Origin of the sequence: Caballeronia eucalypticola (assembly GCF_047608185.1) — a bacterium.
Lineage (GTDB): Bacteria > Pseudomonadota > Gammaproteobacteria > Burkholderiales > Burkholderiaceae > Caballeronia.
Genome location: NZ_JBLKRU010000059.1, coordinates 19,088 through 46,086, shown reverse-complemented (window position 1 = coordinate 46,086; position 26,999 = coordinate 19,088). Strand labels below are relative to the sequence as shown.

The following is a 26,999-nucleotide window of genomic DNA, read 5'->3' as shown; positions in this document are numbered from 1 at the left end:
GAGTTCCTCGAGCAGATCGCCCTGCAGGGCGATGAGCGTCCGACTGTGGTGGTACTGGACAACGCTTCGATCCATCATGCAATTGATCCTGAAGTGCATGAGCGCTGGCTACGCGAGCATCGCATGCAACTGTTCTATCTGCCGCCATACAGTCCCGAACTCAATCTCATCGAGATCGTCTGGAAGCAGGCCAAATACCATTGGCGTAACTTCGTCACCTGGACGAAGGAAACTATCGACGACGAAGTCCGCAGCCTGCTCGGTGCATACGGCATCAAATTTCAAATCAATTTCGCCTGAACACTTAGCGCTGCTTCTCGGCTGTGGTTAACTGTGCGTAGCCAGTAGGAACATATCCGAGGACATACCCGCCCTGGCTGCGGATGTTGGCAATAATGGCCTTGAACTTCGTGATATCAGCTGAGCTCAGTTTAAGCGCACCGCTGCTCGGGTTAATCACGATGAATCCACCTTTTGGAATCTGACCGCTGTATGTACTTGAAGTGTCGCCCCAATACCCAGGAACTCCAAAATTCGATGGTGCGGCTTGTGCAGCAGGAACGGGGAGGCCCATCAGAGCAGGAAAAATCACCCATAAACATTTACTTTTCAACATGGCTTGCCTCAGTAATTCTAGTTATTAAATTTCAAATCAAAGTAGCTCAATCTGATTTGACGTCCAACGCCCTGTGTCTATGTGTTATTTTTCTCCGTTACCCGTATAGTTAGTTGATCCTAGTTCTTCGGGTAACCGAGGAAAATAAGAAAACTCTTAATAGCAAAATTACGACGATTTTTTTGATATTTTTTGACTTGTCCTCTCGCAATAACTACAAGCGGCGTATTGATACAATAACCGGCGCGATATAGAGAACCGTGCGGGCGCGTGACTCGAAGCGGCACAGCAGGATGTCGGTTTCGCGAGCCTGCCGAAATTCACCGCAGCCGGAGCGTTAGTTAGAGAATGCGGGAACTCGTACAAGTGCTCGCCGACTGGGATCTCGAAGCACTCGCTGATGTAGGCTCAGTGTGGTTGCTCTATCCGCCGAATCGCTTTCTGCCACCCAAAGTGCCGGCGTTCATCGATTATCTCGTCGAGCATATACACGACAGCAAGTGACATCGGCTTGCTGCCTGGCGTAGTCCAAGTGCCTAAGACAACCTTCCATGCTAGAAATCGAGCCGCCCAAACAATTCATCGAACGGGATCATCACGTGCTCACGGAACGCCGGGCGAAGCTGAAGCCGTTCATACCACGCTTCCACATTCGGAACGTCGGGCCGCTTGATATCCAGTTCGAAGTAGCGATAGAGGTTAGACCCGACCGCAATATCGCCCAGGCTTAGACTGTCTCCTGCAATGAAGGGCCGCTCAGCCAGTATCCGGTCGAGAAGCTGGAAATGCTGCGCGCAACGAGCAAGATTCTCGTCAATGCTCTTCGCACCGCGTAAAGCCTCCGGCGTCCGGTAAAAGCCCCAGAACACACCCGTCAAGAAGGCCGGCTGCAAGCTGCTCTGAGACCAATCCATCCAGCGATCCGCCTGAGACCGCGTACCGGCGTTGTCACTCCAGAAACGCGGGCTGCCATAATGGGCCGCGAGGTATCGCAAGATGCTGTGCGACTCCCGCACAATCGTACCGTCGCCGCCTTCTTTAATGACCGGCACGCGCCCATGTGGATTCAGGGCCAGGAACTCGGCGCCTTGCGTCAGGCCCAAGCCCGCCTCCGGCGGGAATATGTCCAAGCGGTAAATCAAGCTCGCCGATCAGCCACATGACCTTCTGAACGTTAGACGAGTTGCGCCGTCCCCAAACCTGAAGCATTGAACCTCCCCTGAGGTTGATTTCCGCTCACGCCTTGTTAGACGCCTTACTTAGCGGCCGGATAGAACCGGCCGCTCGTTACTAAGCCGCTAGGTCACTAAGCCGCTAGCGTGATCGCAGTCGAGAAATATCGCCGAGGTAATTTCCAAGCCGCTCGATCCACTTGAACAGCGGCCTGCGTGCGAGAGCATACGCGCTGGTCAGCGAAATTTCCGCGGCTATATTGGCGTCAGTGCTTATCCAAATTCGCTCGCCTCGCGCCACGCGAAGCACATCGCCCGTTTGCAACCAGTAGTCGTACGGCGAGAAAATGCGTGTGACCCAAACCCTTGCCGTTCCCACGCGCAATTCGGAATCGGACCGCACGCGCCATGAGGCGATCTGACCCGGCTGTATAACAAAACGAATGATCATCTCCGGCGCCAGCGCATGCGCTGACGCCGAGGTTTCGGGTGCCGCTCGGAAAACAAACCGCTCGCTTGATCCAACCATCATCTTCTCCGTCGATTAAACCGAAAGACGGAGGCACCACAAAAAAAAGGCCCAACCGCTTTTCGGTAGGGCCTGGTGTTTGCGCATCTGTTCCTATTTCCAATGCAAACACGTCCCCGATGAAGCACCCCAATGGGCGTTCATTCGTTTAATTGCTACCAAGGACGTTAACTTTTGCATAGTCTTGAGTGTCAGATATCGCCTAGAGCTTGTCAACAAATTTTAGATTGTGGCTTAGAGCAAAGCGCAATAACACATGGCGATCCTAAATGCTCGAATGCTCCGGCTAGTGCCTGATAAGGGCTAGTCTTTAGTTTCCGGCGGTGAACTGGTTAGGCCTCGCATACAATCGTCCTCACGCAGCAAAGCCTTGCCACTCGCTTGCCATTCACTTGCCATTCACTTGCCATTCACTTGTCATTCACTACGCGCACGACCGCCGTTGTCTCGCCCGAACATGCACATACTCGCTTCTCCACAAGAAGCCAGCAGGGAACGATATGGAGATTAAATGGATCGAGGACTTTGTTGCGCTTGCCCAGTACCAAAGTTTCTCGCGAGCCGCTGAGGTCCGCAATGTCACGCAGTCCGGTTTCAGCCGGCGAATCCAGGCGCTCGAACAATGGGTCGGCGCCGACCTGATCGACCGCAGCAGCTATCCGCCCACGCTGACACCCGCTGGGCGTCTCTTCAGGGAAGCTGCCGACGACATTCTCAACCGCCTCTTCGACACCCGCGCCATCATCCGCACGGAACAGCGAATGCCCGGCATTGGGCTGCAGATTGCAGCGGGCCACACTATTGCGCTGAGTTTTCTTCCCGCGTGGCTCAACGCGCTGACCGCCCAATTCCGCGATGTCAGGGCACGCGTGATTCCCACCAACGTCCATGATTCCATCCTGATGCTGGTGAACGGCAATTGCGAATTGATGTTTGCTTATCACCATCCCGACCTGCCGCTTCACCTCGATCCCACGCGCTATGAATACCTGACGGTGGGCATCGACACCTTCATGCCTGTCTGCAAGCCGAATCAAAAATCGGGGCCTTCCATGCGATTGCCCGGCACGGCAAGCCGGCCGCTGCCGCTTATCTCGTACACCGAGACCAGCTATTTTGGCCGCTGCCTGGCGTTGCTGCTTCGCCGCGCCAAGACGCAACCGGCACTGCGTCCGCACTACGAATCGGATATGGCGGAAGTGCTCAAGAAGATGGTGCTGGAGGGCGAAGGCATAGCATGGTTGCCGAAAAGCTCAATCCAAACCGAGCTGAAAAATGGCGAGCTCGTTCCGGGCGGCGGTAAGGAATGGGAGCTCGAAGTGGAGTTGCGTGTGTACCGCGACGCGTCGAATAAAAATGAGTTCATCGACACCCTGTGGCGCTACCTGCGCTCCTCCGCCTGAGAAAATTTATACGTGTTTACCCTTGTTATGCGGCTCTCGCATAACGACATGCTGAACCCGCATCGCGGGTTTTTTGTCCGCTTCTACTATCCGACCAGAGACGGAAAAGGCCCTCGCTAAGCCGCGCCAAGGCGCTTTTCGTCAAACCCATCGCACAGCGGCTCACGCTCATTCTCGTGCGAGATACCTCTGGAAGGATTGAAATGAAAAACCGGCTAACGCTTTATATCGTCATCGGCATGGTGCTTGGCGTCGTGATCGGCTATATCTGTCACCGGACAGCCGCGGATTCGAATGCGGCAAAAGAATTGGCCGGCTACTTCTCCATCATCACCGACATCTTCCTGCGGCTCATCAAGATGATCATTGCACCGCTGGTATTCGCCACGCTGGTGTCGGGTCTGGCGGGCATGGACGGAACAGCAGACGTGCGCCGCATTGGCATTCGATCAGTGGGCTGGTTTGTCTGCGCGTCACTCATATCGCTTGCCCTCGGCCTGTGTCTCGCCAACCTTCTGCAACCGGGTGCGAGCCTTCATATGGTCCAGACAAGTTCCGACGTCAGCACCGGCCTCAATACCGCGGGGCTCAGCTTCAAGGACTTCGTTACCCACGCGTTCCCAACAAGCATTCTCGACGCGATGGCGCGCAACGACATCCTGCAAATTCTGGTGTTCTCCGTGCTCTTCGGCGTCGTGCTGGGCGCGATCAAGTCGGACCCACGGGTGACACCGCTCGTGCAAGCTATCGACGCGCTCGTTCCCGCCATGCTCAAGCTCACCGACTACGTGATGCGCCTTGCGCCCGTGGGTGTATTCGGGGCGATTGCATCAGCTGTGACGTTGCATGGTCTCGATGTGCTGATGACATACGGCAAGCTGATCGGCGGCTTCTATGTGGGACTCGTGCTGTTGTGGGTGATCCTGATCGGCGCCGGCTACGCGTTCCTTGGCAACAGCATCTGGTCATTGCTCAAGGCGATACGCGAGCCGGCCATGCTGGCGTTTTCAACCGCAAGCAGCGAAGCCGCGTATCCGCGCCTGACGGAAAAGCTGGAAGCGTTCGGCGTCGACAAGAAGGTGGTGGGCTTCACGTTGCCGCTGGGATACGCATTCAATCTCGATGGTTCGATGATGTACCAGGCGTTCGCCGCCATCTTCATTGCGCAGGCGTTTGGCATCGATATGCCGATCGGCACGCAGATCCTCATGCTGCTCGTGCTCATGGTCAGCAGCAAGGGCATGGCCGGGGTAGCGCGAGGCTCGGTCGTCGTGGTTGCCGCCGTTGCACCGATGTTCCATCTACCGCCGTCGGGCGTTGTGCTGATCCTCGCGATCGACCAGATACTCGACATGGGCCGGACCGCAACCAACGTGATCGGCAACAGCATTGCGACGGCCGTGATTGCAAAATGGGAGACCGCCCGGGAGACGGCTCAACTCACACAAACGGAAGCGGTGATCTTCGACCAGTTGCAAGGCGAAGCAAAATGAATGAGAAGTCGAGCGAAAAGCACAAGCAACAACGCCGCTCTTTTGGCGTCATTGGCGGACTCGGCCCGCTCGCCAGCGCCGACATGTTTTTCAAGCTCATCAAGTCGACGCCCGCGACCGGTGACGCGGATCACTTCGATGTCGTCTTCGAGCAGCATCCGTTTCGCGGCGCCGGCGCGACCAGCGCCGCGACAGTTGAACGCAAGCTTTATATCTTCGATCTCATTCGTGCATTCGAAAAACGCGGCATCGAGACGGTCGTACTGCCCTGCTTTCTGAGCCACACTTTCATGGACGAGTTAAAGGCCAACTCGCCCTTGCAGATCGTGGACATGATCGAGGCAGTGCGACACTATGTTCGCCGCAAGTTCCTTTCAGTGCATCGCATTGGTGTGCTGGCATCCGACTACGCGCGGGGCAACGGTCTCTTCGAACGTTATTTTTTGGCGCCTGAATTCGACGTCATTCATCCGCGAATCAGTGACGGCACGGATCCGGTTACGCGCGCCGTATATGGTGAAAATGGCATCAAGTCTGGGCATTTGCTCGGTCAGCCGGTTGCTCTTTTGAAAGCCGCTTGCGAGGATCTCATTGCGCAAGGCGCCGAGATCATCGTGCCGGGCATGACCGAGATTGCACTCGTTGCAGATGAGCTAGGCGCGCTGAGCGTCCCGCTAATCGACTCGAATCTTGCCTATGCCCAATACATTGTGTCGGGCCAGTACGAATCGCCTGCCAAGCTATTCAAGGTCGGCGTGGTGGGCGGCGTTGGCCCTGCGGCCACGGTGGACTTCATGCAGAAGATTGTCAGCAACACACCAGCTAAACGCGATCAGGATCATATCAAGCTGCTGGTCGAGCAAAATCCGCAGATCCCCGATCGCACCGAGAACCTGATCGGCGATGGCCCGGACCCGACCATTTCGTTATATGCCACGTGCAAGAAACTGGAGAGCGGCGACGCCGACATAATCGCGATTCCATGTAACACGGCACACGCATTCGTACAGAGGATCCAGCCGTATCTCAGCGTCCCCATCGTCAACATGCTGACCGTGACGGTCGAGATGCTTCGCGATTCATTTCCGTCGATTAAGGAAATTGGACTCCTTGCGACCTCGGGAACGGTGGCGAGCGGCGTATATCGGCAAGCGCTGGAAGCACGGGGATTGCAGCAAATCTTGCCGAGTCCGGCATTGCAGGCAAGCGTGATGAATGCGATCTATGGCACGAAGGGCGTAAAGGCGGGCTTCGTCAAAGGACAGTGTATGGACAACGTCTGCGAGGCGCTCGAAGGCTTAGCCGACGAAGGCGTCGAGATTGTGATTCTTGGATGTACGGAGTTACCGTTGCTGCTTCCAGGGACTCAATGGCTAAGCGCTCGCGGACGGACGATCACGCTAGTGGACCCAACCGATATCCTGGCTAAACGCTGCGTTGCGTACGCCACCGCAAAGGCCGGACTAATAAGGGCTGAGTCAAAAACCGCGCACTAAAACATCAAGACATTGCGCCAGCCGTGCTAAGCCTTGATCTCCGCACGCAAGAATTCGATCAGTGCCTGCTGGACGGCATTGAGCGCACCACCAGAGCTCACCAACGCAAGTTCGGTCGGCGGCAAATCCGGCAGACCCGTGCAGATCCGATGTTCGGGAAGCACGGCGGTCGTAGGCAGAACCGACACACCAAGCCCTGACGAAACTGCCGCCTGGATGCCGGTCAGGCTATGACTCCCGAACGCCACTCGCCAGCGCCGCCGCGCTTTGTCGAGACCACGGATCGCGCGTTGCCGGTAGACACAACCTTGCGGAAACAGCGCCAGCGGGACCGGTTCATCCGTCAGTTCAACGCCTTCGCCTTTTACCCATACAAGCGATTCAGGCCACGATGCGAGGCACTCTCCGCTTCCCGGTTCGCGCTTGAGCAACGCAATCTCGACCTCGCCTGCCGCCAGCTTCCGCTGGAGATCGACACTCATGCCGCTTACCGTTTCAAGCCGTACGCCGGGCTTCATCTTCACAAATCCCGACAGCATGGCCGACATCCGGCGCGCGTCGAAATCCTCGGGTACGCCAATGCGAACCGGCTCAAGCGCCACGTCGCTGGTCAACGCATCCTGAGCTTCCCTCGATAAAGCCAGCAGCCGCCGCGCATAGTGCGCAAGCAACTCCCCATGCTCGGTGGCGCTCACGTGATTGCCGGTCCGGTCGCGCAGCAGCAGCGTACGACCGACTGCCGCCTCGAGCTTGCGGATCTGCTGGCTCACCGTCGACTGGGTACGGTGGACGCGTTCGCCAGCGCGCGTAAAGCTGCCTTCATCGACCACGCAAACCAAAGTGTTTAACAACTCGAGATCTAGCATGAGCCACCACCGCTTATTTGAATTTCGATTGACCTTTAGAGTTTAATTTAATTTCCAAATAACGCTCAATCCTTTTACGCTAGCGGTATCGACTCAGCTAAGTGAATAAATCAATGACTTTCAACGCGCTTGAAAACAGCCAACGGCCGCAATGGCTCACCTTCGACTGCTATGGCACCCTGATCCAGTGGGACGAAGGACTGCAAGCCGCCGTCCGCAAGATCTTGTCCGCCAAGCAAACGGCGACGATCGATCCGGCTCGATTTATCAGCATTTATGATCAGCATGAACACGCGCTTGAGCAAAGCTCGCCGCATCGGTCATTTCGCAGCGTGACCGCGGACGCGTTACGTCTCGCACTCGATGGATTCGGCTTGCAAAGCGACGCGGACGATGCCCGAACGCTAACGGACAGCATCTCCGCCATGCCGCCGTTTCCAGAAGTAACCGCCGCTTTGAAGCGGCTTAAGGACATGGGTTATCGTTTGTGTATTGTGTCGAATACGGATGACGAGATCATCGCGGGCAATGTCGCGCAGCTTGGCGGGTTAATCGATCGCGTGGTCACGGCGCAGCAAGCAGGGGCTTATAAACCATCGCGGAAAATATTCGACTATGCTTTCGACTCGCTTGGCGTGACAAAGGACGATGTCGTTCATATCTGCGCCAGTCCGCATCTCGATCACGCCGCTGCGCGCGAAGTTGGCTTTCGCTGCGTCTGGATCGATCGTGGCACGGGCCGCATGCTGCTGCCGGATTACACACCCGACGCCACGCTTCCAACGCTCGATCAAGTCCCTGTGCTATTCAATAGACTCGGCTGGTAAATTTTCAAGGCAATCAATCATCATGGCTCACTCGCTTTCTATCGGCAGCAACTCTGTTCCCTCACGTATTGCGCGGCTCGATTCCGACGCCGTCGTGCAGGCACGTGTGGAGCTTGCCGCGTGCTTCCAGCTCGCGGCTCAACGGGGTTACGAAGAAGGGGTTTGCAATCATTTCTCGGCAGTCGTGCCCGGGCACGATGATCTGTTTCTCGTCAATCCCTATGGCTACGCGTTCAGTGAAATTACCGCATCGCGCCTGCTCGTTTGCGACTTCGAGGGACATGTGATCGCCGGTGATGGTCAGCCAGAAGCGACAGCGTTTTATATCCACGCACGACTGCATCAATCGAAACCGCGAGTGAAAGCTGCCTTCCACACGCACATGCCGAACGCGACCGCGTTGTGCCTGATCGAAGGACCACCGCTTTTATGGCTCGGGCAAACGGCGCTGAAGTTCTATGGACGCACTGCCGTCGACGAGCATTACAACGGGTTGGCTTTGGATGAATCGGAGGGAGATCGTATTGCAGACGCCATGGGCGACGCCGACATCCTGTTCCTGAAGAACCATGGTGTGATGGTGGCGGGCGCCAGCATCGCGGAGGCTTGGGACGACCTCTATTATCTGGAGCGCGCCGCTGAAGTTCAGCTTAAAGCCATGAGCAGCAACCAGCCGCTCAAGCCCGTGCCGCACGAAATAGCTCAGCGCACCTATGAACAAATCCGCTTGGGCGACGCACAAAGCGCCCGCGCGCACTTGGACAGTTCGATCAGAATATTGCGCAATCAGGGAAATGGATTCGAACACTAGGCGTGAATAGTCGCGTGTCCGGAAGCGACAACACGCTGCCGCTTCCGGCCTGCCATGTCAGGACCAGCGTTCGGGCCATCGCCGGCCGCGCACAACGTTATTGAACAGCAAAGCGATCACTAGCAGCACGCAAACGCCGCTTAGGACCGGGACAAAAAAGAATCCTATTGAGGCGTTGCCGCTAAGCATGATCACCAGCGGATCAGCGCCCGCAGGAGGATGCACGCATCGCGTAAGCTGCATCAAGGCAATAGCGAGGCCAACGGACAACGCCATTTGCCAGATCCCCGGACCGGCGAACCAGAACACCGCCAACCCGACGGCAGTGGAAAGCAGGTGTCCGAATACGAGGTTGCGGGGCTGCGCAAATGGACTATCGGGTGCGCCGAATAACAAGACGCTCGATGCACCGAATGGCGCGATCAACAACGGACTGCTCGTCAAGTGCCCTAGCAGCGAGACCACGCCAATCGCCAGAAAACCACCCAGGAAACCAAATGCCGCTTGTTTGAATGGCGCTAAAGGAACTGGGGGCGCCGTGCGGGCGATCTGTTCGTTCATTGTATTTAAAGCCCAGGGAAATGCGCACGCCGGTCTCGATCAAGCAGACCAGCGTGCCCACGGCGTTAAGCCTTCTTGTAGCGGGCCGCCTCTTCCGAGCCCGAGGTCGCATTGCCTGCGCTGTATGAATGTGCGCCTACGCCCGCGAGACGTCCACCGTCGACGATCAGATACTCTTCGCGAATGGGTTCATTAGCGAACCAGCATTCAAGGATCTCGCGCGTGCCTGCGGCGTAACGTGCCTGAGCTGAAAGCGTCGTACCTGACGTATGCGGCGTCATGCCCTGATGCGGCATGGTGCGCCACGGATGATCGCTCGGAGCCGGCTGCGGGAACCAGACGTCGCCTGCATAGCCTGCAAGCTGGCCGGATTCCAGCGCACGCACAATGGCGTCACGATCCACGATCTTCCCGCGTGCCGTGTTGATGATGTATGCGCCGCGCTTCATCTTGCTGATCATCTTCTCGTCGAAAAGATGCTCCGTTTCCGGGTGCAGCGGGCAGTTGATGGTCACGATATCGCAGACCTTTGCCATTGATTCAGCAGTAGAGTGCCACGTCGCGCCAAGCTCGCGCTCGACTGCTTCCGGCAAACGATGGCGGTCGGTGTAGTGCAGTTTGACGTCGAAGGGCTTGAGGCGGCGCAACACTGCCGCGCCGATGCGCCCGGCCGCCACGGTCCCCACGTTCATCCCTTCAAGATCGTAAGCACGCGAGACACAATCGGCAATATTCCAGCCGCCCTTCTTGACCCATTCATGCGACGGCAGATAGTTACGGACCTGCGACAGGATCATCATCACGACATGCTCGGCCACGCTGATGCTGTTGCAAAACGTCACTTCGGCGACCGTGATGCCGCGATCAATGGCTGCCTGCAAATCGACGTGATCCGACCCGATTCCTGCTGTCAGCGCGAGCTTGAGCTTGGGTGCACGAGCGATCCGTTCGGCGGTCAGGTACGCTGGCCAGAACGGTTGCGAAATAACGATCTCCGCATCTTCCAGTTCACGTTCGAACGTGGAGTTGGGACCGTCCTTGTCGGACGTGACAACCAGGGTATGTCCCTGCGATTCGAGGAATTTGCGCAAGCCTAGTTCGCCGGATACGCTGCCCAGCAATTCGCCCGGCTTGAAGTCGATTGCCTTCGGTGTCGGGGCGCTTTGTCCGTCGTGATACTTGGTGATGGCGGGCACGTCGTCCCGGGCGTATTTCTTCGGCATTCCGTCGACGGGATCGTCGTATAAAACGCATAGAACCTTGGCCATGTCTGTCTCACTCCACTCTGATTTGGATAACACCAGCGCCGATGTTGCGGCTCCGACTTGGTCGATACGTGGGCTGGCACGTCGACCGAGGACAGTGTCGCGAAGCCTGTGCGAAGGGTCCAATCGTTTGGATGGATCAGGCGATAAGCGGTTCTTATGATGGCTCGCGTGGAACGTTGTTGGTGTTTTGATTTTGAATTCGTTCGCACTCGGACGGGGATGGGGCGGGTTTGGGCGGGGTGGGTTTTCAGCGTTAGCGGTCGGGTTCAATGCCGGGTTGCTGCTCTCCAGGCCTTCGCGCGTTTTATGTTGGCTCATTTCTTTATCACTATTAGCCACTGCGCGTGGCGGCGCGTCATTTCTTTGTCCAAAGCGACAAAGAAACGAAGCAAAGAAAACGCTTTCACCTCTCTAAAAATTAAGTGTCCACAGCGTGCAGTTTTATTTCATTGGTACCCGAAAAGCACGGTGCTCGCCAGAGCACCGGATGTGTGAACCCCTCCTTCTCGCGAATCCTGACAGTAAAACGCTTCGCCCCGTACGCTCTCGGGCAAGCACCCTTGCCCCACGAATCCGCACGGCCCCACCCGTACTCGCCGCTGTGGTGCTTCGCGGGTTAGCTAAGAGTTTGCATTGTTATTTGCCGGGTTAGGCCTTATGCATTCTGCAGGTGGTTTAAAAAATGATTCGGCATGCGTACCAATTCGGTGGAAGGTTTTCCGCGGATAGCGCGGGGCGCTCCTTGGGCAGGTTCAGTCGCTAGTGCTAGCCCGAGAGCGTACGGGGCGAAGCGTTTTACTGTCAGGATTCGCGAGAAGGAGGGGTTCACACATCCTGTGCTCTGGCGAGCACCGTGCTTTTGGGGCACCCATGAATCAAAACTGCACGCTGTGGACACTTAGGGTAGTGCTGTTAAAAGCGCTTTCTTTGCTTCGTTTCTTTGTCGCTTTGGACAAAGAAATGACGCGCCGCCACGCGCAGTGGCTAATAGTGATAAAGAAAACAGCTAACGTAAAACGCGCAAAAACCTGGAAAGCAGCAACCCAGCACTGACCCCAACCTCCAACCTCAAAAACCTGCCCCCCCAACCGCTAACGACCGCGCCGAACAACAAAACATCGGCCCAACGCCAACCCACCTACAGAACAACCGCGCAAGCACATTAAACAGCGATCAGGCCCGACGAAACACGGGCCGCCTCCGGCAACAATGCGTCAAACTCTCGTTGCAGATCAAGTTGCTCGGCCGCTTTCCATATGGCGGCAACAAGTGGCGGCAGCGTATTACGATTGCGCGCAATAAGACCAATTCCACGCGTCAACTCCGGCAATAAAAGCGATGCACGCACGCCACTGCCCGCAGGCAGGACACTCAGAAGGCTATGCGGAAACACACTGAACAGTCCAGCATGCTGAACGTGCGCATAGAGAGACAGAAGCGAGTCGGTTTCCAAAACGACCCTAGGCTGGACGCTCTCGCGCCGAAACGCAGCATTGATCACCTGCCGGTTCTGCATGGTGGCGGTCAACAGCCCGAGCGGTAATCCATCCACATTGCTCCATTGCACCGTGCCTGCATCGAACCTCTCGCCCGCGCCCGGAGGCGACAACACCAGATAGCGTTCGAAATAGAGCGGCAATACGCTGAACCCCGCCTGCACCTGCTCGTCGAGATACGTCAGGCCAACATCGAGTTCATGCTCGTCCAGCTGACGCAGGATGGAATCAGAGCTGAGCGAGCGGACCTCGTAGTGCATATGCGGATGCTCACGCATGCACGGCGCAAGCATGCTGGTGGTCACCGGCATGACGGTCGGAATCGCGCCAATACGAAGTGTCCCGATCAGGTTAACCTGCGCGGCGGACGCATCCTGCCGCATGTTCTGAAGCGACGCGAGCGTTTGCCTCGCCCAGCCAAGCACACGCTCACCATCCTCGGTGAAACCTACGAAGCGCCGTGTCCGCTCGACAATCACCAGCCCTAGTTCGGCCTCCAGCGTACGAATGGCCGACGACAGCGCGGGCTGGGAAACGTGACAGGCTTCTGCTGCGCGCGCGAAATGTTTTTCGCGCGCCAACGTGACGAGATACTCAAGTTGCCGAATGAACATTGCGTCCTTTGTTAGCGTTTCTTCGCAGACCTTACCGACCTTACCGACGTTAATCAGGCAAGCAGGTCCTCATAGAACGAGCCGAACGGCCTTGTAGGGTGAGCAAGCTGGATCTCCAGGATCCAGAGCCCGGCTTGCGGATGCGGATCGAAATTTCCAAGATTGCCGGCCTTGAAGATTGCGTGCGGGAAATCGCTCACGCGATGCCCTTTGATGTCGAGATTCAATTTCCACCCTAGCGCCGACGCACGCTCCGCCGCATAGTCATACAACGCCTTGCCGCCGGCGCCCGTCGTTCGCCAATGATGCTCGACCTCGTCAAAGACAGTCTTTGCCGCATCCGCGCACGCTTTCATCTCTGCATCTGCTCCAACCACGAACGTTGCGCCTGCATCGCCTTCATGCCCTATCCAGACCACGCCAAGATCGACGAAAAAAATATCGTCGTCTTTGAGCCGCGGCTCTGTCTCGGAACGTTGCTTGAACGTCCGCAAGGTGTTTTCTCCAAACCGGATCAGGATGGGGTGCCAGATTCGTTCCATCCCAAGTGCCTGCAGGACCTGCTGGCACTCACTCACTGCTTCCGACTCAAGCATTCCGGGCTGAATTCGTGCCGCCACCTGTTCGACGACCTCCCACGTTTTGTCGCGCGCGTAATACATTGAATCGAGAACGAATTTCTCTCCGACCGCTTGTTGTTGGCCTCGTTGCAAGGTATCGCTCACTCACGCTCTCCCGTTTCGCTATATTCCGATAAATATATCGCATTCTACGCGAGGCCTGCTGGCGCCCGGATAGTCTCAACGCGCGGGGCGCAGTCGCGCCGTTCGCGAGAAGAAATCCAGTTCTCGTCTAAATACGGATTCCTACATAAATAGATTGCTTGGCAAGCACCGCAACCAACGCTTAGTTCCTCGAGCGTGAAATCAATCCGAAAGCGTGGTCGTAAGCGGAATAGACCCATGACTTCTGAAGGACGGAGCACGATATTCCCAAATATTGAGCCGCAGAACCTTCTCCGTTCCGACGTCCCGTCTAGCCCGTCCATCAAAATAGTCCGACTAGTTAAGGGTATACATTGATTAATTGGTCAGGCCACTGTTCTAGCATGTCGATACGTCGTCATTCGACCGTGCGTGCCCTTGAGCATGCGAGTTTCACGGAGCGTAGCGACGCCCGGCACCGGCCCTTTCCGGCCACGCCAACAGGTGAAATGAGTTGTTCAAAAACTACGACACGGGAGATCGGTATGGCACAAGATCGGGAAGACCTGGGTGAAGTACAAAGCGTGCGTCGGGGATTGCTTCAAGGCGCTGGCCTGACTGCAGCGCTGGCAATGCTAGGCGGCGTGATCACACCGGCGCAAGCCGCGGACGCCGCCCCGTTTCCGGCACACAAGCGCTGGAAGATCGTATTCGTTAACCACGTCACAACAAACCCCTTCTTCGTTCCCACGCAATACGGCATTCAGGATGCGTCCGCGTTGCTAGGATTCGATTACCAATGGACCGGCTCGGCCAATGCCGATGTGGGCGAAATGGTCAACGCGGTGAATGCGGCCATTGCCGCCAAGGCCGACGCCATAGCGGTTCCTATCGTCGACCCTAAGGCTTTTAATACGCCGATCCAGAAAGCACTCGACGCAGGCATTCCGGTATTTGCCTACAACGCCGATGCCCCCAGCGGCAGCGCTAACCCGCGCCTCGCGTATATCGGCCAGGATCTGTATTTGTCGGGCTATCAAATGGGCGAGCGTATCGCCAGCCTGGTAGATAGCGGCCTAGTCGCACTGTTTATCGCGACGCCCGGCCAGCTCAACATCCAGCCGCGGCTCGACGGCGCAATCGACGCGATCAAGAAATCGGGCAAGAAAATCGATACGCAAACCATTGCGACCGGCGCGACCGTCAACGAAGAACTCTCGAAGATCAAGTCGTTCTTCCTTGGGCACCAGGATCTGAAAGGCATGTTCGCCGTCGATGCAGGCAGCACGCAAGGCGTCGCCCAGGTCATGAAGGAGTCCAACCTGCCGTCTAAGGGCGTGCACGGCGGCGGCTTTGATTTGTTGCCGCGCACCGTCGAGCTGATCCACGACGGCTTCCTCGACTTCACGATCGATCAGCAACCTTACGTGCAGGGTTTTTATACCGTGCTTGAAGCGTTCATCTTTCTGACCTCGGGCGGACTGGTCGGGCCGGCGAACATCAACACGGGCCTGAAGTTCGTCACGAAAGGCACGGTTGACCCGTACCTGACCACCGAGACGCGGTATGAAGGCAAGAGCACGAAACCTCAGATCGTGCCGCGTACGGGTGCGATCAAAGGGTGACCACTCCCGTGACGGATGCCACTCGGGCGAACCGGCGCCCAAGATTATGGCCGGGCGCGCTGAAGCGATCCAGCGAGATCCGCATCCTTGCGGTCGCGCTGATCCTCAGCGCGTACTTCGAGACGGCCAACCACGACTTCCTGCTGACTAGCGCGAGCCTGGAAAACCTCTCGCAGTTCATCGCGCCGGTGGCCATCATCGCCTTTGGCGAAATCATGCTGATGATTGGCGGGGAGATCGATCTTTCCGCCGGCATGGTCTTCGCATTTGCGCCTTTCATCATGCATTTCGCGGGCGAGGCAGGCGCGCCCGAATGGCTCGCCCTGCTGGCCGGCTTGCTGGCAGCAGGCTTGGTCGGGCTGATCAACGGCGCGGTGACGGTGTATCTGCGCATCCCCTCATTCGTCACCACGCTCGGCACGCTGTTCTTCGTGAATGGACTGACGCTGACGCTGTCACGAGGCACGCCGGTTTCACCCCATGAGGGCACGATATTTTCGGCGTTCATGGGCGAGTGGGGATACAGCGAAATCATCTGGACCATTGCTATTGCTGCAGTCATGCATGTCTTGCTTCGCCATACCCGATGGGGCTTGCATACCATCGCGGCGGGCGCGAACCAGCTAGGCGCAAGCGAAGCGGGTATTCAGGTCAAGCGGCTGAAACTCGGCAACTTTGTGATTGCTGCGTTGCTTGCCGGTTTCACCGGCATCCTGGAGGGCTTCAGGATAACGTCCATCGATCCGCAGGCAGGCGGCAACCAGATCATGTTTCTCGCCGTCGCCGCTGCGGTGATCGGCGGCACGCCTCTCGCCGGCGGTTCGGGCACGATCATCGGCGGACTGATTGGCGCGGCGGTTCTAGGGATACTCAACGATGGATTCACGCTCATCGGCATCAACGCGTTCACGTTCAACATGATTCTCGGCGCGGCAATCCTGGCGGCCATGATATTCAACATCCACATCGCCCGTCTTGCACGCAAGGGAGACCTCTGATGGCCGACGTATCGGCAACTGCGCCGGCGGGAACCACGGGGACGGCCGCGTTGCGGGGTGAAGATATCGTCAAACGTTTTGGCGCGGTGACCGCACTCGACGGCGTGTCGCTGACGCTCAGGCAAGGCGAGATATTGGGCGTGCTCGGCGACAACGGCGCGGGCAAATCGACGCTGATCAAAATCCTTACCGGATTCCATCAGCAGACGGGCGGCAAGCTGTTTATTGGCGACGAAGAAACGCTGCTTCGCTCAGTCGATCATGCGCGGTCGCTCGGCATTGAATGCGTCTATCAAGACCTGGCGCTGGCGAATTCGCTCAGCATTTATCACAACATGTTTTTGAATCGGGAGATCGTCCGGCGTGGTCCGTTTCGTCTGTTGAATAACAGCGCCATGCGTAAGCGTGCAGAAGAATGCCTGGAAGAGATTGGCGTGCACGTGCCGTCCGTTGATCTGCCGGTCGAGCAGCTTTCGGGCGGGCAACGCCAGGCGATTGCCGTTGCCCGTGCGGTCAATTCGAATGCAAAGATCCTGCTGCTCGACGAACCGCTTGCGGCAATGGGCGCGCGCGAGGCGGGACTGATTATCGATCTGGTTCTACGGCTGAAGGAAAAGCAAGGGCTCTCCATTGTCATGATCATGCACAACTACGCGCAGACGCTCGATATAGCGGATCGCGTCATGCTCATGCAGCGTGGCCGCGTGACTTACGAGCGGGAAGCGGCCAGCACGTCGGTGGCTGAGTTAATGGATATCGTGCGGCGCGAATATAGGTCCATGCGAACGGGCGCGAGTTAGCCTGGCCGAATTGCACGACTACGATTCAAACGCTGCTTGCAACGCAACCAGGAACCGCAAGTAGGCGGTCGCACCCGGATCCGCATGCCCCACGCTGCGCTCCTGCACCCACGCAGCACGCCCCTTTTGCGATTGCAGGACAGCAGTTTCTTCGACTCGCTGCTGTGCTGTCGCGATCATCGCTGCAAGCATTTCAACGGCTGTACCGGCCGACGACTCGAGTGTGTCAAGGCTCGGAATCAACGCATCGAGAACGGTCTTGTCGCCGACCTTGGCTTTCCCGCGGTCGGCAATCCGCCCCGCTATCGCGCGCCCGATCTCCAGCGCCTCCGCCTTTCCGACCGACGTCTTCCCTGCCATTACCTTCGATGCCGCCATCAAACCGCCACCCGTCAATGCCGCGAAGGTGGACGGGTTCGCGGTAGAAAACGCCTTCCCGGCGCTGAGCAGAATATCGGCCACGGTCGCGTCCTCCGGCAGACCATCCAGCGCTTTGATGACGGCAGCGGCGCCAGCCGACACCGTGATGCCCAGGTCCCCGTCACCCAGCGCGGCATCGAGATCGCGTAGCTCATCGGCGTGTGCAGGCAACGCGCCCAAGCTGCGCGCAAGCACCTCGCGGAGTTCCTTGCAGGTAACACTCATCGCATGTTCTCCTGATTAATTCGGCTGCTGGTCATTCACGAAAGAACGGCGAGCGCGCGGGCGCTGCCAGCAGCGCTTCAAGTTCATCGTCAACCTGCATCACCGTGATCGATGCCCCGGCCATTTCCAGGCTCGTCACATACTCGCCCACATACGATCGCGCGATAGTCAGCCCCTGGTCCCCGAGCATGCCGGCCGCTCGCCGATACAACACGTAAAGCTCTTCCAGCGGCGTCGCGCCCAGCCCGTTCACAAGAATGGCAACGCGCGAGCCCTTCGGCAACGCGAGATCGCGAAGGATCGCGCTGGTTAGCCGGTCGGCAATTTCATCGGCGGTTTCCAGCTTGCCGCGATGCGACCCCGGCTCGCCATGAATGCCGATGCCAATCTCCATCTCGCCATCGGGCAACGTGAACGTGGGCTTGCCGGCGGCGGGCAGAATAGTCGGCGACAACCCGACGCCCATCGTGCGGCTCTGGCTATTCGCCTTGCCGGCAATGCGCGCGACTTCGTCGAGTGAATCGCCCCGCTCCGCCGCTGCGCCCGCGCACTTGAACGCGAACACCATGCCGGCCACGCCGCGCCTGTCCGCGCTTCGTTCAGCCGGTGCAGACGCCACGTCATCAGTCAGGACGACAGTCTTGATGTCGATGCCTTCGAGCTCCGCCATGTCCGATGCAAGGTCGAAATTGAAGACATCGCCGCCGTAGTTGCCATACACATAGAGCACGCCCGCGCCGCCATTCACTGCCTTGGTGGCCTCGAAGATCTGCTCGGATGACGGCGATGAGAACACATTGCCAACGGCCACACCGCCGCACAAGCCCTCGCCCACGTACCCCAAAAAACCCGGCATGTGCCCGGAGCCGCCGCCGGTCACAATGCCGACACGGCCTTGCTTGGGCGCGTCAGCGCGCACCAGCGCGCGTCGGTCCTCGGTGGCCGCCTTGATCCATCCGGGATGCGCGAGCAGCAATGCATCGATCACTTCATCGACAAAATTCTCGGGCTGATTGATGATTTTTTTCATGGATATCGTCTCCTTGAAGCGCGGTTTTTCCCGGTCGATCTGACAACGATGTCATCCGGCGCGCGGGGTTTCAGTCGTCTTTTTTTTAACGGCTGCGTTCAAAGCTTGCGCCGTTGGCTGACGGCGTCGAGCAGCACCGCCGCGAAGATCACGCCACCCTGAATGAATTGCGTCCAGAACGGGTTCACGCCAAGCAGCGACAGACCAACGTTGATCACGCCGATCAGCACCACGCCAATGAACGTGCCGACAATCGAACCACGACCGCCGGCAAGCGAGGTGCCGCCGATCACAACCCCGGCAATCACCTGCAGTTCCAGGCCATTTGCGGCCGATGGCAGCGCCGAATTGAGCCTTCCCGCGAGTACGATGCCTGCCACCGCCGCCGTCGCCCCAGCGAGCGTGTAGGTGAGGAAGATCACGCGATTCACGGGGATACCCGCAAGCCGCGCGGCCTCCTTGTTGCCGCCGACCGCGAACACCTGATGCCCGAAGGTCGTCTTGCGCAGCAACACGTGACCGATCACGAACACCACCAGCATCACGATCATCGGTGCGGGCAAGCCGGCGAGCGTCTTCGCACCGAATGCAGTAAACGCGTTAGGGAAGTCGAACTTGGTCCGGCCATCGGAAATAGCGAGCGTGAGTCCACGCGCCATGGCCATCATTGCCAGCGTCACGATGAACGGCACCAGCCTGAGCCACGCGACCGACAAACCATTCAGCGCGCCGACCAGCGCACCCACCGCCAGCGCCACGCCCAATCCCCCGATGCCGAGCGCCACGTTGCCGGGGCTAGACCCCGCCATCACGGTCGCCGCGACCATGCCGCTCAGCGCGACCAGCGAGCCCACCGACAGGTCGATGCCCGACGTGATGATCACGAAGGTGCCGCCGACCGCCGCAATGCCGACCACGGACACCTGCACCATGATGTTGGTGAGCGTGCTGGTGGTCAGGAACTCGGGCGATGCTATCGACAAACCGATGCAGATCAGGATCAACGCCACCAGCAGCGGCCCAAGACCCGTCCGCAATTGCCGGATGATGCGGCGGGAGCGTGCTTCCGAATCCGCCTGGTTCGCTGCCGTGGAAGTCATGCCCCTACCCCTGTTGTAGCCCACTGAATAACTGTTTCGGAATCCGCATTATCGCGGGGAATCTCGGTGACGATATTGCCCCGGTACATGACCAGGACCCGGTCCGACATGCCCAGCAGTTCCGGCAATTCCGAACTGACCATGATGACGGCCGCGCCCGCTCGCGCCATCGACACCATATGCGCGTAGATCTCGGTCTTGGCGCCTACATCGATACCGCGCGTGGGTTCGTCCAGCATGATCACTGCCGGCTGCGTGGCCGTCGCGCGGCCGAGGATGACCTTCTGCTGATTGCCGCCTGATAAATTGCCGGTGATCTGCAAGACCGACGACGCACGCACACCGAAACGCGCGCTGGCTTCCTGCGCGAGCTTGCGCTTTTTCGTGTTGCTGACGAAGCCGCCCGTGGCGAGCGCGAGCAAACTGGACAGCGCGACGTTTTCTTCGATGCTCGCTTCGAGTACAAGCCCTTCAAGCTTGCGATCCTCGGACGTGTAAACAAGTCCATTTCGAACCCCTTCCGCCGGCGATCCGATAGAAACCTTTTTGCCCCGTATCAGCACTTCGCCGCCGCTTAGCGGCAGTGCGCCGAAGATCGCCTTGAGCAACTCGGTGCGCCCCGCCCCGGCGATGCCAGCAATCCCCACGATCTCGCCTGCGCGCACGCTGAAAGTAGCGTTACGCAGCACTGGCGGACTGGCGAGATTGCGGACCTCCAGCACGACTGGACCATAGTCGCGCGGCTCCCACGGATAGAACGAATCCAGGTTCCGCGCGACCATGGCCTGTACCAGATCCTGCTCGGTCCACTTCGCCATCGGACGTGCGCCGACGGTTGCGCCGTCGCGCATGACGACGGCCGAATCCGCGAGTTCGAAGACCTCTTCAAGATGATGCGAGATAAAGATGATGCCCATGCCGGCTTCACGCAAACGCCGGACCACGGCGTAGAGATTGGCGATGTCCTCGCGCTGCAGCGCGGCAGTGGGCTCGTCCATGACGAGAATGCGTGCGTCGCGCGCCAGCGCCTTGGCAACTTCGACAAGCTGGCGTTTATTCAAGGGCAGGTCGCCAAGACGCATGGATGGCGAGACGCCTTCGAGTCCCACTTGAGCAAGCGCTGTGCGGGCCATCTCGTTGGCCTTTTTACGCAGCACAAGACCGCTGCGTGACGGCATCCGGCCGAGAAACAGGTTCTCGGCAACCGTCATGTCGTTGACCAGCGAAAGCTCTTGATAGATTACGGCCACGCCGGCGTCGATAGCTGCGTGCGTACCGCGTGCGAGAGGCCGGCCATCGATCTCGATGGTGCCTTCGTCCGGTTCGTAGGCGCCCGAGAGCGTCTTGATCAACGACGACTTCCCCGCACCGTTCTCACCAACAATAGCCATGACGTGACCGGCCTGCAATTCAAGGCTGACGCCTCGCAGCGCCTTGACGCCGGGAAAGCTCTTGACGATACCTTCCATGCGCAGCAGCGGCGCTGCAACGGCCGTGGTGGCCGTGGAGCCACCATCGCTTACGTCCAGACCCCTCTCACTGTTCATGTTCGAGTCTCAATGGATATCGATGAACATCACTCGATATCACGTGCACATTCACATGCGAGTGCGCGCTCCTGAATGTGCAAGAGCGCGCCTGAGCAGCTTACTGACTGACTTGCTCCGACCAGAGGCCATATTTCTTGGTCTCATCGGAGTCGATGTTGCTCTTGTCGATCAGCAAGGTCGGCCATGCATAGTTCGCCGGGACCGGTTTCTTTGCGCTGTAATCCGCGATGAAACTCAGCGCCTTCGCCGACATCTCGATCGGGTTCTGCGAAATGGTCGCGTCCTGCTTGCCCGCGCGAATGGCAGACAGCGCCTGTGCCGTGCCATCCGCGCCAATGATCATGATGTGCTCTTTGTCACCGAGCGGCTTATAACGCCCGGCGTTGTCGATCGCCTTCTCCGCACCCACGGTATTGTCGTCGTTCGCCCCGAACACGGCGTCGATCTGCGGGTACTTTTGCAGGATGTTCGTCATCGCATTCAGCGACTTCTCCTGATCGAACCCGCCTTCCTGACGGGCGACCACCTTGATGTCCGGGTACTTGGCGATCGCATCGCTGAAGCCCTTTTCGCGGTCCGTGGCAGCCGTGGTGCCGACCAGTCCAATCAGGTCGACCACGTTACCCTTCGCGGATCCATAACGCTTCTTCAACTGGTCAGCGATCCAATTCGCGCCCGTTGCGCCGAGCGCCACGTTGTCCGACGCCACGAACGATGTCACCTTGCCGCCGTCCGAGCCGCGGTCCAGCGTGAACACGGGAATGCCCATGGAGTTGGCTTTCTCGACAGCGGGGATGATCGCCTTCGAATCGATCGGGTTAAGCACCAGTGCTGTTACGCCCTGGCTTAGCAGGTTGATGGCGTCGTTGACCTGTTGCTGCGCGTCGCCATTGGCATTGGTCTGGACGAGATCGAATCCTTGCGCCATGGCGCCTTTCTCGACCCCTGCTTTCAATCCGACGAAAAACGCGTTGTTCAGCGTGGAGACAGAAAAGCCGACCTTGACCTTGCCGCCGCCCACACTTGCGGCGGGCGCGGATGCTGCTGCGTCGCTGGCCGCGGCGCTCGCTCCCGCATCAGTCGATGCCGTAGTCGACGACTCGTTCTTCGAGCAACCGCTTAGCGCCGCGGCCGCGCAAAACACTAACGCTCCCGTCGATGCACCGACCTTCGTCCATCTGTCGAACCGTTCTGAATTCCAGGCCATAACCGTCTCCTTTGTGTAAGTTATAAAGTGAGTTCTAGCGTAAGTCTTAAAAGAAGATTGAGATTCCCTTGCATCTTCTTTCACTTCGATCGACAAGTTTCCAGCTAGCGGACGAGCCAGAACTTAGCGATATTCCTCAACGATATTCAGTCTAGCGAAATACAGTCTTATCTGGTCGAATGCTATCCTCGCCAACCGCAGCGCGCCATCCCCAAAATCGCAAGCAACCGTTGCAGATTTGGAGCACATCCATCCCGTTCAAACCTTCTCGCGCAAACCATATCCCTTGAATTTCTCAATGACCTCGTTGATCGCTTCATCGGACAAGACTGGCGGCGTCCCAATCTGGCAAGCCAGCAAATACTGCTGCGCGAGGACTTCCACTTCGTTGGCAAGCCATAACGCCCGGGCGAGATCACGTCCAATAGCAATCACGCCATGATGAGCAAGCAAACACGCCATGCGGTCTTTCAAAGCGGCAATGGCATGCTCCGATAAAGCCTGACTTCCGAAGGTCGCATACGGCGCGCATCGAATGGAATTGCCGCCCGCGACCGCCACCATGTAGTGATGCGCAGGAATATCTTTACTATGGATAGCCAGCGCGGTCGCCGCATTCGAATGGGTGTGCACGACCGCGTTGATCTCGGGCCGTGAACGCAGGATGTCGCGGTGAAACCGCCATTCCGTCGATGGCCGGCTTTGCTCGAACACCGCTGCATCATCGGCCACGTCCAGCGGCAACCAGACGATGTCCTGCGTTTGCAACTCCGCATAGGGAACACCGCTTGGCGTAATCAGCAAACCATCCTGCCATCGCGCGCTGATGTTGCCGGAGGTCCCCTGGTTTATCCCAAGGCGCTGCATTTCGAGGGCGGTCTCGATGACCTCTCGTCGCAATGCGGTCTCGGCAGCCGGCGTGCTGTTCACAACGCACCCCCGTTCGATGAAAACAGCGCGGCGAAGTTTCTATCGAAGGGCTGCTGCACAATCCCGCGTTCGGTGATGAAGCCGGTCACAAGATCATGAGGCGTGACATCGAAGGCCGGGTTGCGCACTTTGATATCGACAGGCGCGGTGGGATGCCCAGCCAAGTGCGTCACCTCATGGTCTTGCCGCTCTTCAATCACTATGTCCGACCCGTTCGCTGTCAGCAGGTCGAGCGTTGACGACGGACACGCAACGTAGAACGGTATGCCGAAATGACGCGCGGCAATGGCCACGCTCAACGTGCCAATCTTATTGGCGAAGTCACCGTTAGCGGCCACCCGGTCCGTGCCGACAATCACCAGGTCCACCAAGCCCTGCGACATGATGGACGCCGCCATGCTGTCGGTGATCAGCGTGACGTCCACTCCCGCTCTTTGCAGTTCAAACGCTGTCAGGCGTGAGCCTTGCAACAACGGCCGGGTTTCATCGGCGAAGACACGGAAGGACACGCCTTGCTGATGAGCCATGTAGATGGGTGCCGTCGCGGTGCCTATACCTGTTGTCGCCAATGCGCCCGCGTTGCAATGGGTCAGCACGCCGCAGCCGGGCGTGATCAGGGATACTCCATGCTCACCGATGCCGGCGCAAAGCGCCTGATCCTCGGCATGAATCTTCATGGCCTCGTCAACCAGCACCTTGTACAGCGTGCCTGAGTCTTGCGACGCCGAGCGTTGCGCAGCGGCCAGCATGCGCTTGAGGCTCCAGCTCAGGTTCACGGCCGTCGGCCTTGCCGAATCGAGGAAGCTGGCTTGCTGAGTTAGTTGCGACTGAAAATCTTCGATGGAGAGGTGCTGCAGCGGTTGCATCGCCACACACAATCCATACGCTGCAGCCACCCCGATCGCCGGCGCGCCGCGCACTCGCAACTCGTGAATCCAGCGCCATACGTCCTCTACTCCGCTCACTCGCTCGACCACGACGGCTTGCGGCAAACGCGTCTGGTCCAGGAGATGCAAACCACCCTCTTGCCAGGCAAGCGTCGCGGGAAGGGCTTCTAAAGCCGCCTGCAAAACCATGAGTTCTCCAGATTCAAAAATTGTCGTGAGCGGCGTTGCATCAGGACGTTCGCCGGCTTGACCGGCATCGGCTGTGGTTAGCGGGCTCACATAGGTCACGCCAGCCCCTCGCTTTGCGACCGGACGGTCCTGGCGTGAGCCAGGACCTCGTCGATACCGTCGAACTGCTGGCGTTGTACAAGCAACGCTTCAGCAAACCGCAGACAACGGACTTCAATCTTTGCGCGCACGGCTTCGTCGGGGATGCTCGTGATTTCCGCGACCTTCGCCATGCCCACAATCCGGCGAATCATCTTGCAGCCGGCGAATCCAAGTGCGTCCGCGAAAAGCCTTCGCATGAAATGGGTTCGGAATGCTTCCGAGCACGCTTCGTCAGGATCGTCGCCAATGAAATGCTGTCTGCTGCTGCGCTCATGATCCCGCCAGAGATTCAGGAACTTGATCGAGAAGCCGTTCCAGATCTGCGCAGCCTGCTCGAGCAGCCATTCTTGATAGTGCTCGGGATCTTTACCCTCCATGCGTCCATGCCAGTCGCGAGAGAAATACGCCAACCAGAGATTCGCGAGGATCGCGCCGACATCGAAACCCATGGGACCGTAGAAAGCGAACTCCGGATCTATGACGAACGTTTCGTCCTGATTGACCATGATCGAACCGGTATGCAAGTCGCCATGCAGCAAACTCTCCGCACGCGTCATGAATGCCCATTTCATTTCCGCGACGGCAATGCGCAACGCCGCCGACGTTCTGAGCCGTTCTACCGCAGCGCGAGGCAAGGCCGGGCTGTAAATGTTTGACGGATGATCCTCGAACGGATAAGTAAAAACGAGGTCCTCCGTGATCTTGCAAAGCTCGCTGTTGATCGACGCCGCAACGGCCTCCTTCTTCACATGCGGCGCCAGAAACAGATCAGAACAGAAGAACAGCGTATGCGCCAGATAGGTGGAGAGGTGATCGCCAAGCTTTGGATAAACGGTGCCTTCCATCAAGCCTTGTCGCAAGATCTTGTGGGAGGACAAGCGCTGCATGACCATCAGGAACAGCTCACTGTCCGCGTGATAAACCTCGGGCACGTGTTGTGGGCACAACGCGCCGAACCGGCGCAGCGCCGCGACCTCATGCTCCATGCGCTGACGCGTCAGCGGCCAGCTCGTTCCCACCAGCCGCAGGAAAGGCGGTGCTTGTTTGACGACCACGCTTTTCTCGGGTGCCTGAGCATTGCTGACGAAATAAACGAAATTCAGATTACCGTCGCCGACTTCGACTACGTCCAGTTCGTTCGTATTGCCGAGCATTGCACGCACCGCCGGAACGCCACTAAGGTAGGCCGTCAGCTGAGCAGAATTCAACGCTTCAAATTCCATCGATTCCCCCTTCACAGACTTCCTCGGGCTTGACTTCGCGTGGCAGGCTAATGGCAGCTTTAGTGGCGCTTACGCACCAGATCGAACTTGAAGATGCTGGTGTTGTAGTAGTCGTTGCTGTAACAAATGGGTTTGCCGGTATCGTCGAAATCCACTTCATCCAGCAACAGGAATAGACCCACTCCCTCCCGCAGTTCAGGCAAATCCCGCGAGGTCAGGATCGTCGGTTGAATCGAACTATGCGTATGCGACAGGCGGACCCCGGTGCGCTCGAACATCGCGAACAGGGACTCCCCCATATTGCTGTCGGCTTTGTCGTATAACGCCTTCGGCACGATGTCGATGCAATACGCTGCTATGGCGTCATTGGCCCACCGGACCCGCTCGATTCGTACACACGGGTCACCTTCTTGCAACGCCAGTTTTTGCGCGAGATTTTCTGACGCCGCAATAGGTTCTATCTGCAAACGGCTGGTCGACGGAACCGCCCCGACACTCTTGATCATGTCGGTTACGGACATCAGATCATCCAGACCGCCTTCCAGCTTCAGCGAAATTTGTCTGATGAACGTGCCTCGCCCCTGGATACGCGATAAAAGCCCATGCGAAATCATCTGCGCCACGGCTTCGCGCAGACTGGAACGACCTACGCCGAGTTGCTCGCATAGTTCTATTTCGGTGGGGATTTGATCGCCTGGCTTCAGAGCCCTTTCACGAATCATGGCGCGCAGGGATTCCTGTATCTTCTCGCTCATCGATCGCTCTACACTGAGGCGCATGATTCGTTTTTTTGCGTTGGTTTAGTGCAAGATACATCA

28 protein-coding genes are annotated in these 26,999 nt (G+C 58.1%); 11 read left to right on the top strand and 17 right to left on the bottom strand.

The window, feature by feature from the left end; translation table 11 throughout:
• On the top strand, positions 1–300 hold a 300-nt coding region (locus ACMX25_RS36440; protein WP_414954727.1), incomplete at its 5' end, for a transposase.
• A gap of 4 nt (positions 301–304) precedes the next feature.
• Here ACMX25_RS36440 and ACMX25_RS36435 read toward each other — a convergent pair.
• Positions 305–616: a hypothetical protein gene (locus ACMX25_RS36435; RefSeq protein ID WP_414954726.1), complete on the bottom strand. Its 312-nt coding sequence runs from the start codon at positions 614–616 to the stop codon at positions 305–307.
• 348 nt (positions 617–964) lie between these two features.
• Here ACMX25_RS36435 and ACMX25_RS36430 point away from each other — a divergent pair, with 348 nt between their 5' ends.
• The gene (locus ACMX25_RS36430; protein ID WP_414954725.1) at positions 965–1,120 is read left to right on the top strand and encodes a hypothetical protein; all 156 of its coding nucleotides are present in this window, start codon (positions 965–967) and stop codon (positions 1,118–1,120) included.
• 50 nt (positions 1,121–1,170) lie between these two features.
• On the opposite strand, the gene ACMX25_RS36425 is transcribed toward ACMX25_RS36430, so the two are convergent.
• Positions 1,171–1,746: a glutathione S-transferase C-terminal domain-containing protein gene (locus ACMX25_RS36425; RefSeq protein WP_414954724.1), complete on the bottom strand. Its 576-nt coding sequence runs from the start codon at positions 1,744–1,746 to the stop codon at positions 1,171–1,173.
• Between the two features lie 184 nt (positions 1,747–1,930).
• Entirely contained in the window at positions 1,931–2,320 is a 390-nt protein-coding gene (locus tag ACMX25_RS36420) for a DUF2917 domain-containing protein (protein ID WP_414954723.1), read from the bottom strand.
• A 497-nt stretch (positions 2,321–2,817) separates the two neighbouring features.
• On the opposite strand from ACMX25_RS36420, the gene ACMX25_RS36415 reads away from it, so the two are divergent.
• From ACMX25_RS36415 to cuyB, 3 genes are all read left to right on the top strand, one after another.
• A complete protein-coding gene (locus ACMX25_RS36415) occupies positions 2,818–3,720 on the top strand; it encodes a LysR substrate-binding domain-containing protein (protein ID WP_414954722.1) in 903 nt (300 codons plus the stop codon).
• Positions 3,721–3,923: 203 nt separating this feature from the next.
• Positions 3,924–5,213, top strand: coding sequence for a dicarboxylate/amino acid:cation symporter (locus ACMX25_RS36410; protein ID WP_414954721.1), 1,290 nt, complete (start codon positions 3,924–3,926; stop codon positions 5,211–5,213).
• Positions 5,210–6,709 (top strand): cysteate racemase, encoded by a 1,500-nt coding sequence (gene cuyB, locus ACMX25_RS36405; RefSeq protein ID WP_414954720.1) that lies wholly within the window; start codon positions 5,210–5,212, stop codon positions 6,707–6,709. The genes ACMX25_RS36410 and cuyB overlap by 4 nt, the downstream gene beginning before the upstream one ends.
• A 26-nt stretch (positions 6,710–6,735) precedes the next feature.
• On the opposite strand, the gene ACMX25_RS36400 is transcribed toward cuyB, so the two are convergent.
• The gene (locus ACMX25_RS36400; RefSeq protein ID WP_097273735.1) at positions 6,736–7,575 is read right to left on the bottom strand and encodes a LysR family transcriptional regulator; all 840 of its coding nucleotides are present in this window, start codon (positions 7,573–7,575) and stop codon (positions 6,736–6,738) included.
• A gap of 113 nt (positions 7,576–7,688) precedes the next feature.
• Between ACMX25_RS36400 and ACMX25_RS36395 the strand changes: the two genes are divergently transcribed.
• Together ACMX25_RS36395 and ACMX25_RS36390 are read left to right on the top strand one after the other, a co-directional pair.
• The gene (locus ACMX25_RS36395) at positions 7,689–8,402 is read left to right on the top strand and encodes a haloacid dehalogenase type II (RefSeq protein WP_414954719.1); all 714 of its coding nucleotides are present in this window, start codon (positions 7,689–7,691) and stop codon (positions 8,400–8,402) included.
• A gap of 22 nt (positions 8,403–8,424) precedes the next feature.
• A complete protein-coding gene (locus ACMX25_RS36390; protein WP_414954718.1) occupies positions 8,425–9,213 on the top strand; it encodes an aldolase in 789 nt (262 codons plus the stop codon).
• 57 nt (positions 9,214–9,270) lie between these two features.
• On the opposite strand, the gene ACMX25_RS36385 is transcribed toward ACMX25_RS36390, so the two are convergent.
• Complete coding sequence (locus ACMX25_RS36385; RefSeq protein ID WP_414954717.1) at positions 9,271–9,774, bottom strand: HPP family protein; 504 nt, start codon at positions 9,772–9,774, stop codon at positions 9,271–9,273.
• Between the two features lie 65 nt (positions 9,775–9,839).
• Positions 9,840–11,042, bottom strand: a complete 1,203-nt coding sequence (locus ACMX25_RS36380; protein ID WP_414954716.1) for an NAD-dependent formate dehydrogenase — start codon at positions 11,040–11,042, stop codon at positions 9,840–9,842.
• 870 nt (positions 11,043–11,912) lie between these two features.
• Between ACMX25_RS36380 and ACMX25_RS36375 the strand changes: the two genes are divergently transcribed.
• The gene (locus ACMX25_RS36375; protein WP_414954715.1) at positions 11,913–12,095 is read left to right on the top strand and encodes a hypothetical protein; all 183 of its coding nucleotides are present in this window, start codon (positions 11,913–11,915) and stop codon (positions 12,093–12,095) included.
• Between the two features lie 109 nt (positions 12,096–12,204).
• Here the strand turns inward: ACMX25_RS36375 and ACMX25_RS36370 are convergent, their stop codons facing one another.
• A complete protein-coding gene (locus tag ACMX25_RS36370) occupies positions 12,205–13,152 on the bottom strand; it encodes a LysR family transcriptional regulator (RefSeq protein WP_414954714.1) in 948 nt (315 codons plus the stop codon).
• A 53-nt stretch (positions 13,153–13,205) separates the two neighbouring features.
• Positions 13,206–13,877, bottom strand: a complete 672-nt coding sequence (locus tag ACMX25_RS36365) for a M24 family metallopeptidase (protein ID WP_414954713.1) — start codon at positions 13,875–13,877, stop codon at positions 13,206–13,208.
• Positions 13,878–14,401: 524 nt separating this feature from the next.
• On the opposite strand from ACMX25_RS36365, the gene ACMX25_RS36360 reads away from it, so the two are divergent.
• Genes ACMX25_RS36360 through ACMX25_RS36350 form a run of 3 tightly spaced genes read left to right on the top strand, consistent with a single transcriptional unit; the run spans position 14,402 to position 17,279 of the window.
• Complete coding sequence (locus tag ACMX25_RS36360) at positions 14,402–15,481, top strand: sugar ABC transporter substrate-binding protein (protein WP_414954712.1); 1,080 nt, start codon at positions 14,402–14,404, stop codon at positions 15,479–15,481.
• Between the two features lie 8 nt (positions 15,482–15,489).
• On the top strand, positions 15,490–16,479 hold the full coding sequence (locus ACMX25_RS36355) for an ABC transporter permease (RefSeq protein ID WP_414954711.1): 990 nt from the start codon (positions 15,490–15,492) through the stop codon (positions 16,477–16,479).
• A complete protein-coding gene (locus ACMX25_RS36350) occupies positions 16,479–17,279 on the top strand; it encodes an ATP-binding cassette domain-containing protein (RefSeq protein WP_414954710.1) in 801 nt (266 codons plus the stop codon). Before ACMX25_RS36355 ends, ACMX25_RS36350 begins: the two co-directional genes overlap by 1 nt.
• 18 nt (positions 17,280–17,297) lie before the next feature.
• Here the strand turns inward: ACMX25_RS36350 and ACMX25_RS36345 are convergent, their stop codons facing one another.
• The 9 genes from ACMX25_RS36345 to ACMX25_RS36305 all read right to left on the bottom strand — a co-directional run bounded on the left by ACMX25_RS36345 (position 17,298) and on the right by ACMX25_RS36305 (position 26,936).
• Positions 17,298–17,924, bottom strand: a complete 627-nt coding sequence (locus tag ACMX25_RS36345; RefSeq protein ID WP_414954709.1) for a DAK2 domain-containing protein — start codon at positions 17,922–17,924, stop codon at positions 17,298–17,300.
• Positions 17,925–17,955: 31 nt separating this feature from the next.
• Positions 17,956–18,954, bottom strand: a complete 999-nt coding sequence (locus tag ACMX25_RS36340; RefSeq protein ID WP_414954708.1) for a dihydroxyacetone kinase subunit DhaK — start codon at positions 18,952–18,954, stop codon at positions 17,956–17,958.
• A gap of 98 nt (positions 18,955–19,052) precedes the next feature.
• The gene (locus ACMX25_RS36335; protein WP_414954707.1) at positions 19,053–20,054 is read right to left on the bottom strand and encodes an ABC transporter permease; all 1,002 of its coding nucleotides are present in this window, start codon (positions 20,052–20,054) and stop codon (positions 19,053–19,055) included.
• A complete protein-coding gene (locus tag ACMX25_RS36330) occupies positions 20,051–21,601 on the bottom strand; it encodes a sugar ABC transporter ATP-binding protein (protein ID WP_414954706.1) in 1,551 nt (516 codons plus the stop codon). Before ACMX25_RS36330 ends, ACMX25_RS36335 begins: the two co-directional genes overlap by 4 nt.
• Positions 21,602–21,701: 100 nt before the next feature.
• Complete coding sequence (locus tag ACMX25_RS36325; protein WP_414954705.1) at positions 21,702–22,811, bottom strand: sugar ABC transporter substrate-binding protein; 1,110 nt, start codon at positions 22,809–22,811, stop codon at positions 21,702–21,704.
• Positions 22,812–23,069: 258 nt separating this feature from the next.
• Positions 23,070–23,741: an L-fuculose-phosphate aldolase gene (locus ACMX25_RS36320; RefSeq protein WP_414954704.1), complete on the bottom strand. Its 672-nt coding sequence runs from the start codon at positions 23,739–23,741 to the stop codon at positions 23,070–23,072.
• On the bottom strand, positions 23,738–24,817 hold the full coding sequence (mtnA, locus tag ACMX25_RS36315) for an S-methyl-5-thioribose-1-phosphate isomerase (protein WP_414954729.1): 1,080 nt from the start codon (positions 24,815–24,817) through the stop codon (positions 23,738–23,740). The genes ACMX25_RS36320 and mtnA overlap by 4 nt, the downstream gene beginning before the upstream one ends.
• 95 nt (positions 24,818–24,912) lie before the next feature.
• A complete protein-coding gene (gene mtnK, locus ACMX25_RS36310; protein WP_414954703.1) occupies positions 24,913–26,181 on the bottom strand; it encodes an S-methyl-5-thioribose kinase in 1,269 nt (422 codons plus the stop codon).
• Positions 26,182–26,240: 59 nt separating this feature from the next.
• The gene (locus tag ACMX25_RS36305; protein WP_414954702.1) at positions 26,241–26,936 is read right to left on the bottom strand and encodes a GntR family transcriptional regulator; all 696 of its coding nucleotides are present in this window, start codon (positions 26,934–26,936) and stop codon (positions 26,241–26,243) included.
• Between the last annotated feature and the right edge of the window lie 63 nt (positions 26,937–26,999).

Excerpts from the sequence above, each read along its gene's own strand:
- ACMX25_RS36370 (WP_414954714.1), bottom strand. The coding sequence starts at position 13,152 with ATGTTCATTCGGCAACTTGAGTATCTCGTCACGTTGGCGCGCGAAAAA.
- ACMX25_RS36330 (WP_414954706.1), bottom strand. The coding sequence starts at position 21,601 with ATGAACAGTGAGAGGGGTCTGGACGTAAGCGATGGTGGCTCCACGGCC.
- ACMX25_RS36400 (WP_097273735.1), bottom strand. The coding sequence starts at position 7,575 with ATGCTAGATCTCGAGTTGTTAAACACTTTGGTTTGCGTGGTCGATGAA.
- ACMX25_RS36410 (WP_414954721.1), top strand. The coding sequence starts at position 3,924 with ATGAAAAACCGGCTAACGCTTTATATCGTCATCGGCATGGTGCTTGGC.
- ACMX25_RS36305 (WP_414954702.1), bottom strand. The coding sequence starts at position 26,936 with ATGAGCGAGAAGATACAGGAATCCCTGCGCGCCATGATTCGTGAAAGG.
- ACMX25_RS36390 (WP_414954718.1), top strand. The coding sequence starts at position 8,425 with ATGGCTCACTCGCTTTCTATCGGCAGCAACTCTGTTCCCTCACGTATT.
- ACMX25_RS36340 (WP_414954708.1), bottom strand. The coding sequence starts at position 18,954 with ATGAAAAAAATCATCAATCAGCCCGAGAATTTTGTCGATGAAGTGATC.
- cuyB (WP_414954720.1), top strand. The coding sequence starts at position 5,210 with ATGAATGAGAAGTCGAGCGAAAAGCACAAGCAACAACGCCGCTCTTTT.
- ACMX25_RS36385 (WP_414954717.1), bottom strand. The coding sequence starts at position 9,774 with ATGAACGAACAGATCGCCCGCACGGCGCCCCCAGTTCCTTTAGCGCCA.
- ACMX25_RS36435 (WP_414954726.1), bottom strand. The coding sequence starts at position 616 with ATGTTGAAAAGTAAATGTTTATGGGTGATTTTTCCTGCTCTGATGGGC.
- ACMX25_RS36395 (WP_414954719.1), top strand. The coding sequence starts at position 7,689 with ATGACTTTCAACGCGCTTGAAAACAGCCAACGGCCGCAATGGCTCACC.
- ACMX25_RS36345 (WP_414954709.1), bottom strand. The coding sequence starts at position 17,924 with ATGAGTGTTACCTGCAAGGAACTCCGCGAGGTGCTTGCGCGCAGCTTG.
- ACMX25_RS36350 (WP_414954710.1), top strand. The coding sequence starts at position 16,479 with ATGGCCGACGTATCGGCAACTGCGCCGGCGGGAACCACGGGGACGGCC.
- ACMX25_RS36420 (WP_414954723.1), bottom strand. The coding sequence starts at position 2,320 with ATGATGGTTGGATCAAGCGAGCGGTTTGTTTTCCGAGCGGCACCCGAA.
- ACMX25_RS36335 (WP_414954707.1), bottom strand. The coding sequence starts at position 20,054 with ATGACTTCCACGGCAGCGAACCAGGCGGATTCGGAAGCACGCTCCCGC.
- mtnA (WP_414954729.1), bottom strand. The coding sequence starts at position 24,817 with ATGGTTTTGCAGGCGGCTTTAGAAGCCCTTCCCGCGACGCTTGCCTGG.
- ACMX25_RS36325 (WP_414954705.1), bottom strand. The coding sequence starts at position 22,811 with ATGGCCTGGAATTCAGAACGGTTCGACAGATGGACGAAGGTCGGTGCA.
- ACMX25_RS36360 (WP_414954712.1), top strand. The coding sequence starts at position 14,402 with ATGGCACAAGATCGGGAAGACCTGGGTGAAGTACAAAGCGTGCGTCGG.
- ACMX25_RS36375 (WP_414954715.1), top strand. The coding sequence starts at position 11,913 with ATGAATCAAAACTGCACGCTGTGGACACTTAGGGTAGTGCTGTTAAAA.
- ACMX25_RS36415 (WP_414954722.1), top strand. The coding sequence starts at position 2,818 with ATGGAGATTAAATGGATCGAGGACTTTGTTGCGCTTGCCCAGTACCAA.
- ACMX25_RS36430 (WP_414954725.1), top strand. The coding sequence starts at position 965 with ATGCGGGAACTCGTACAAGTGCTCGCCGACTGGGATCTCGAAGCACTC.
- mtnK (WP_414954703.1), bottom strand. The coding sequence starts at position 26,181 with ATGGAATTTGAAGCGTTGAATTCTGCTCAGCTGACGGCCTACCTTAGT.
- ACMX25_RS36380 (WP_414954716.1), bottom strand. The coding sequence starts at position 11,042 with ATGGCCAAGGTTCTATGCGTTTTATACGACGATCCCGTCGACGGAATG.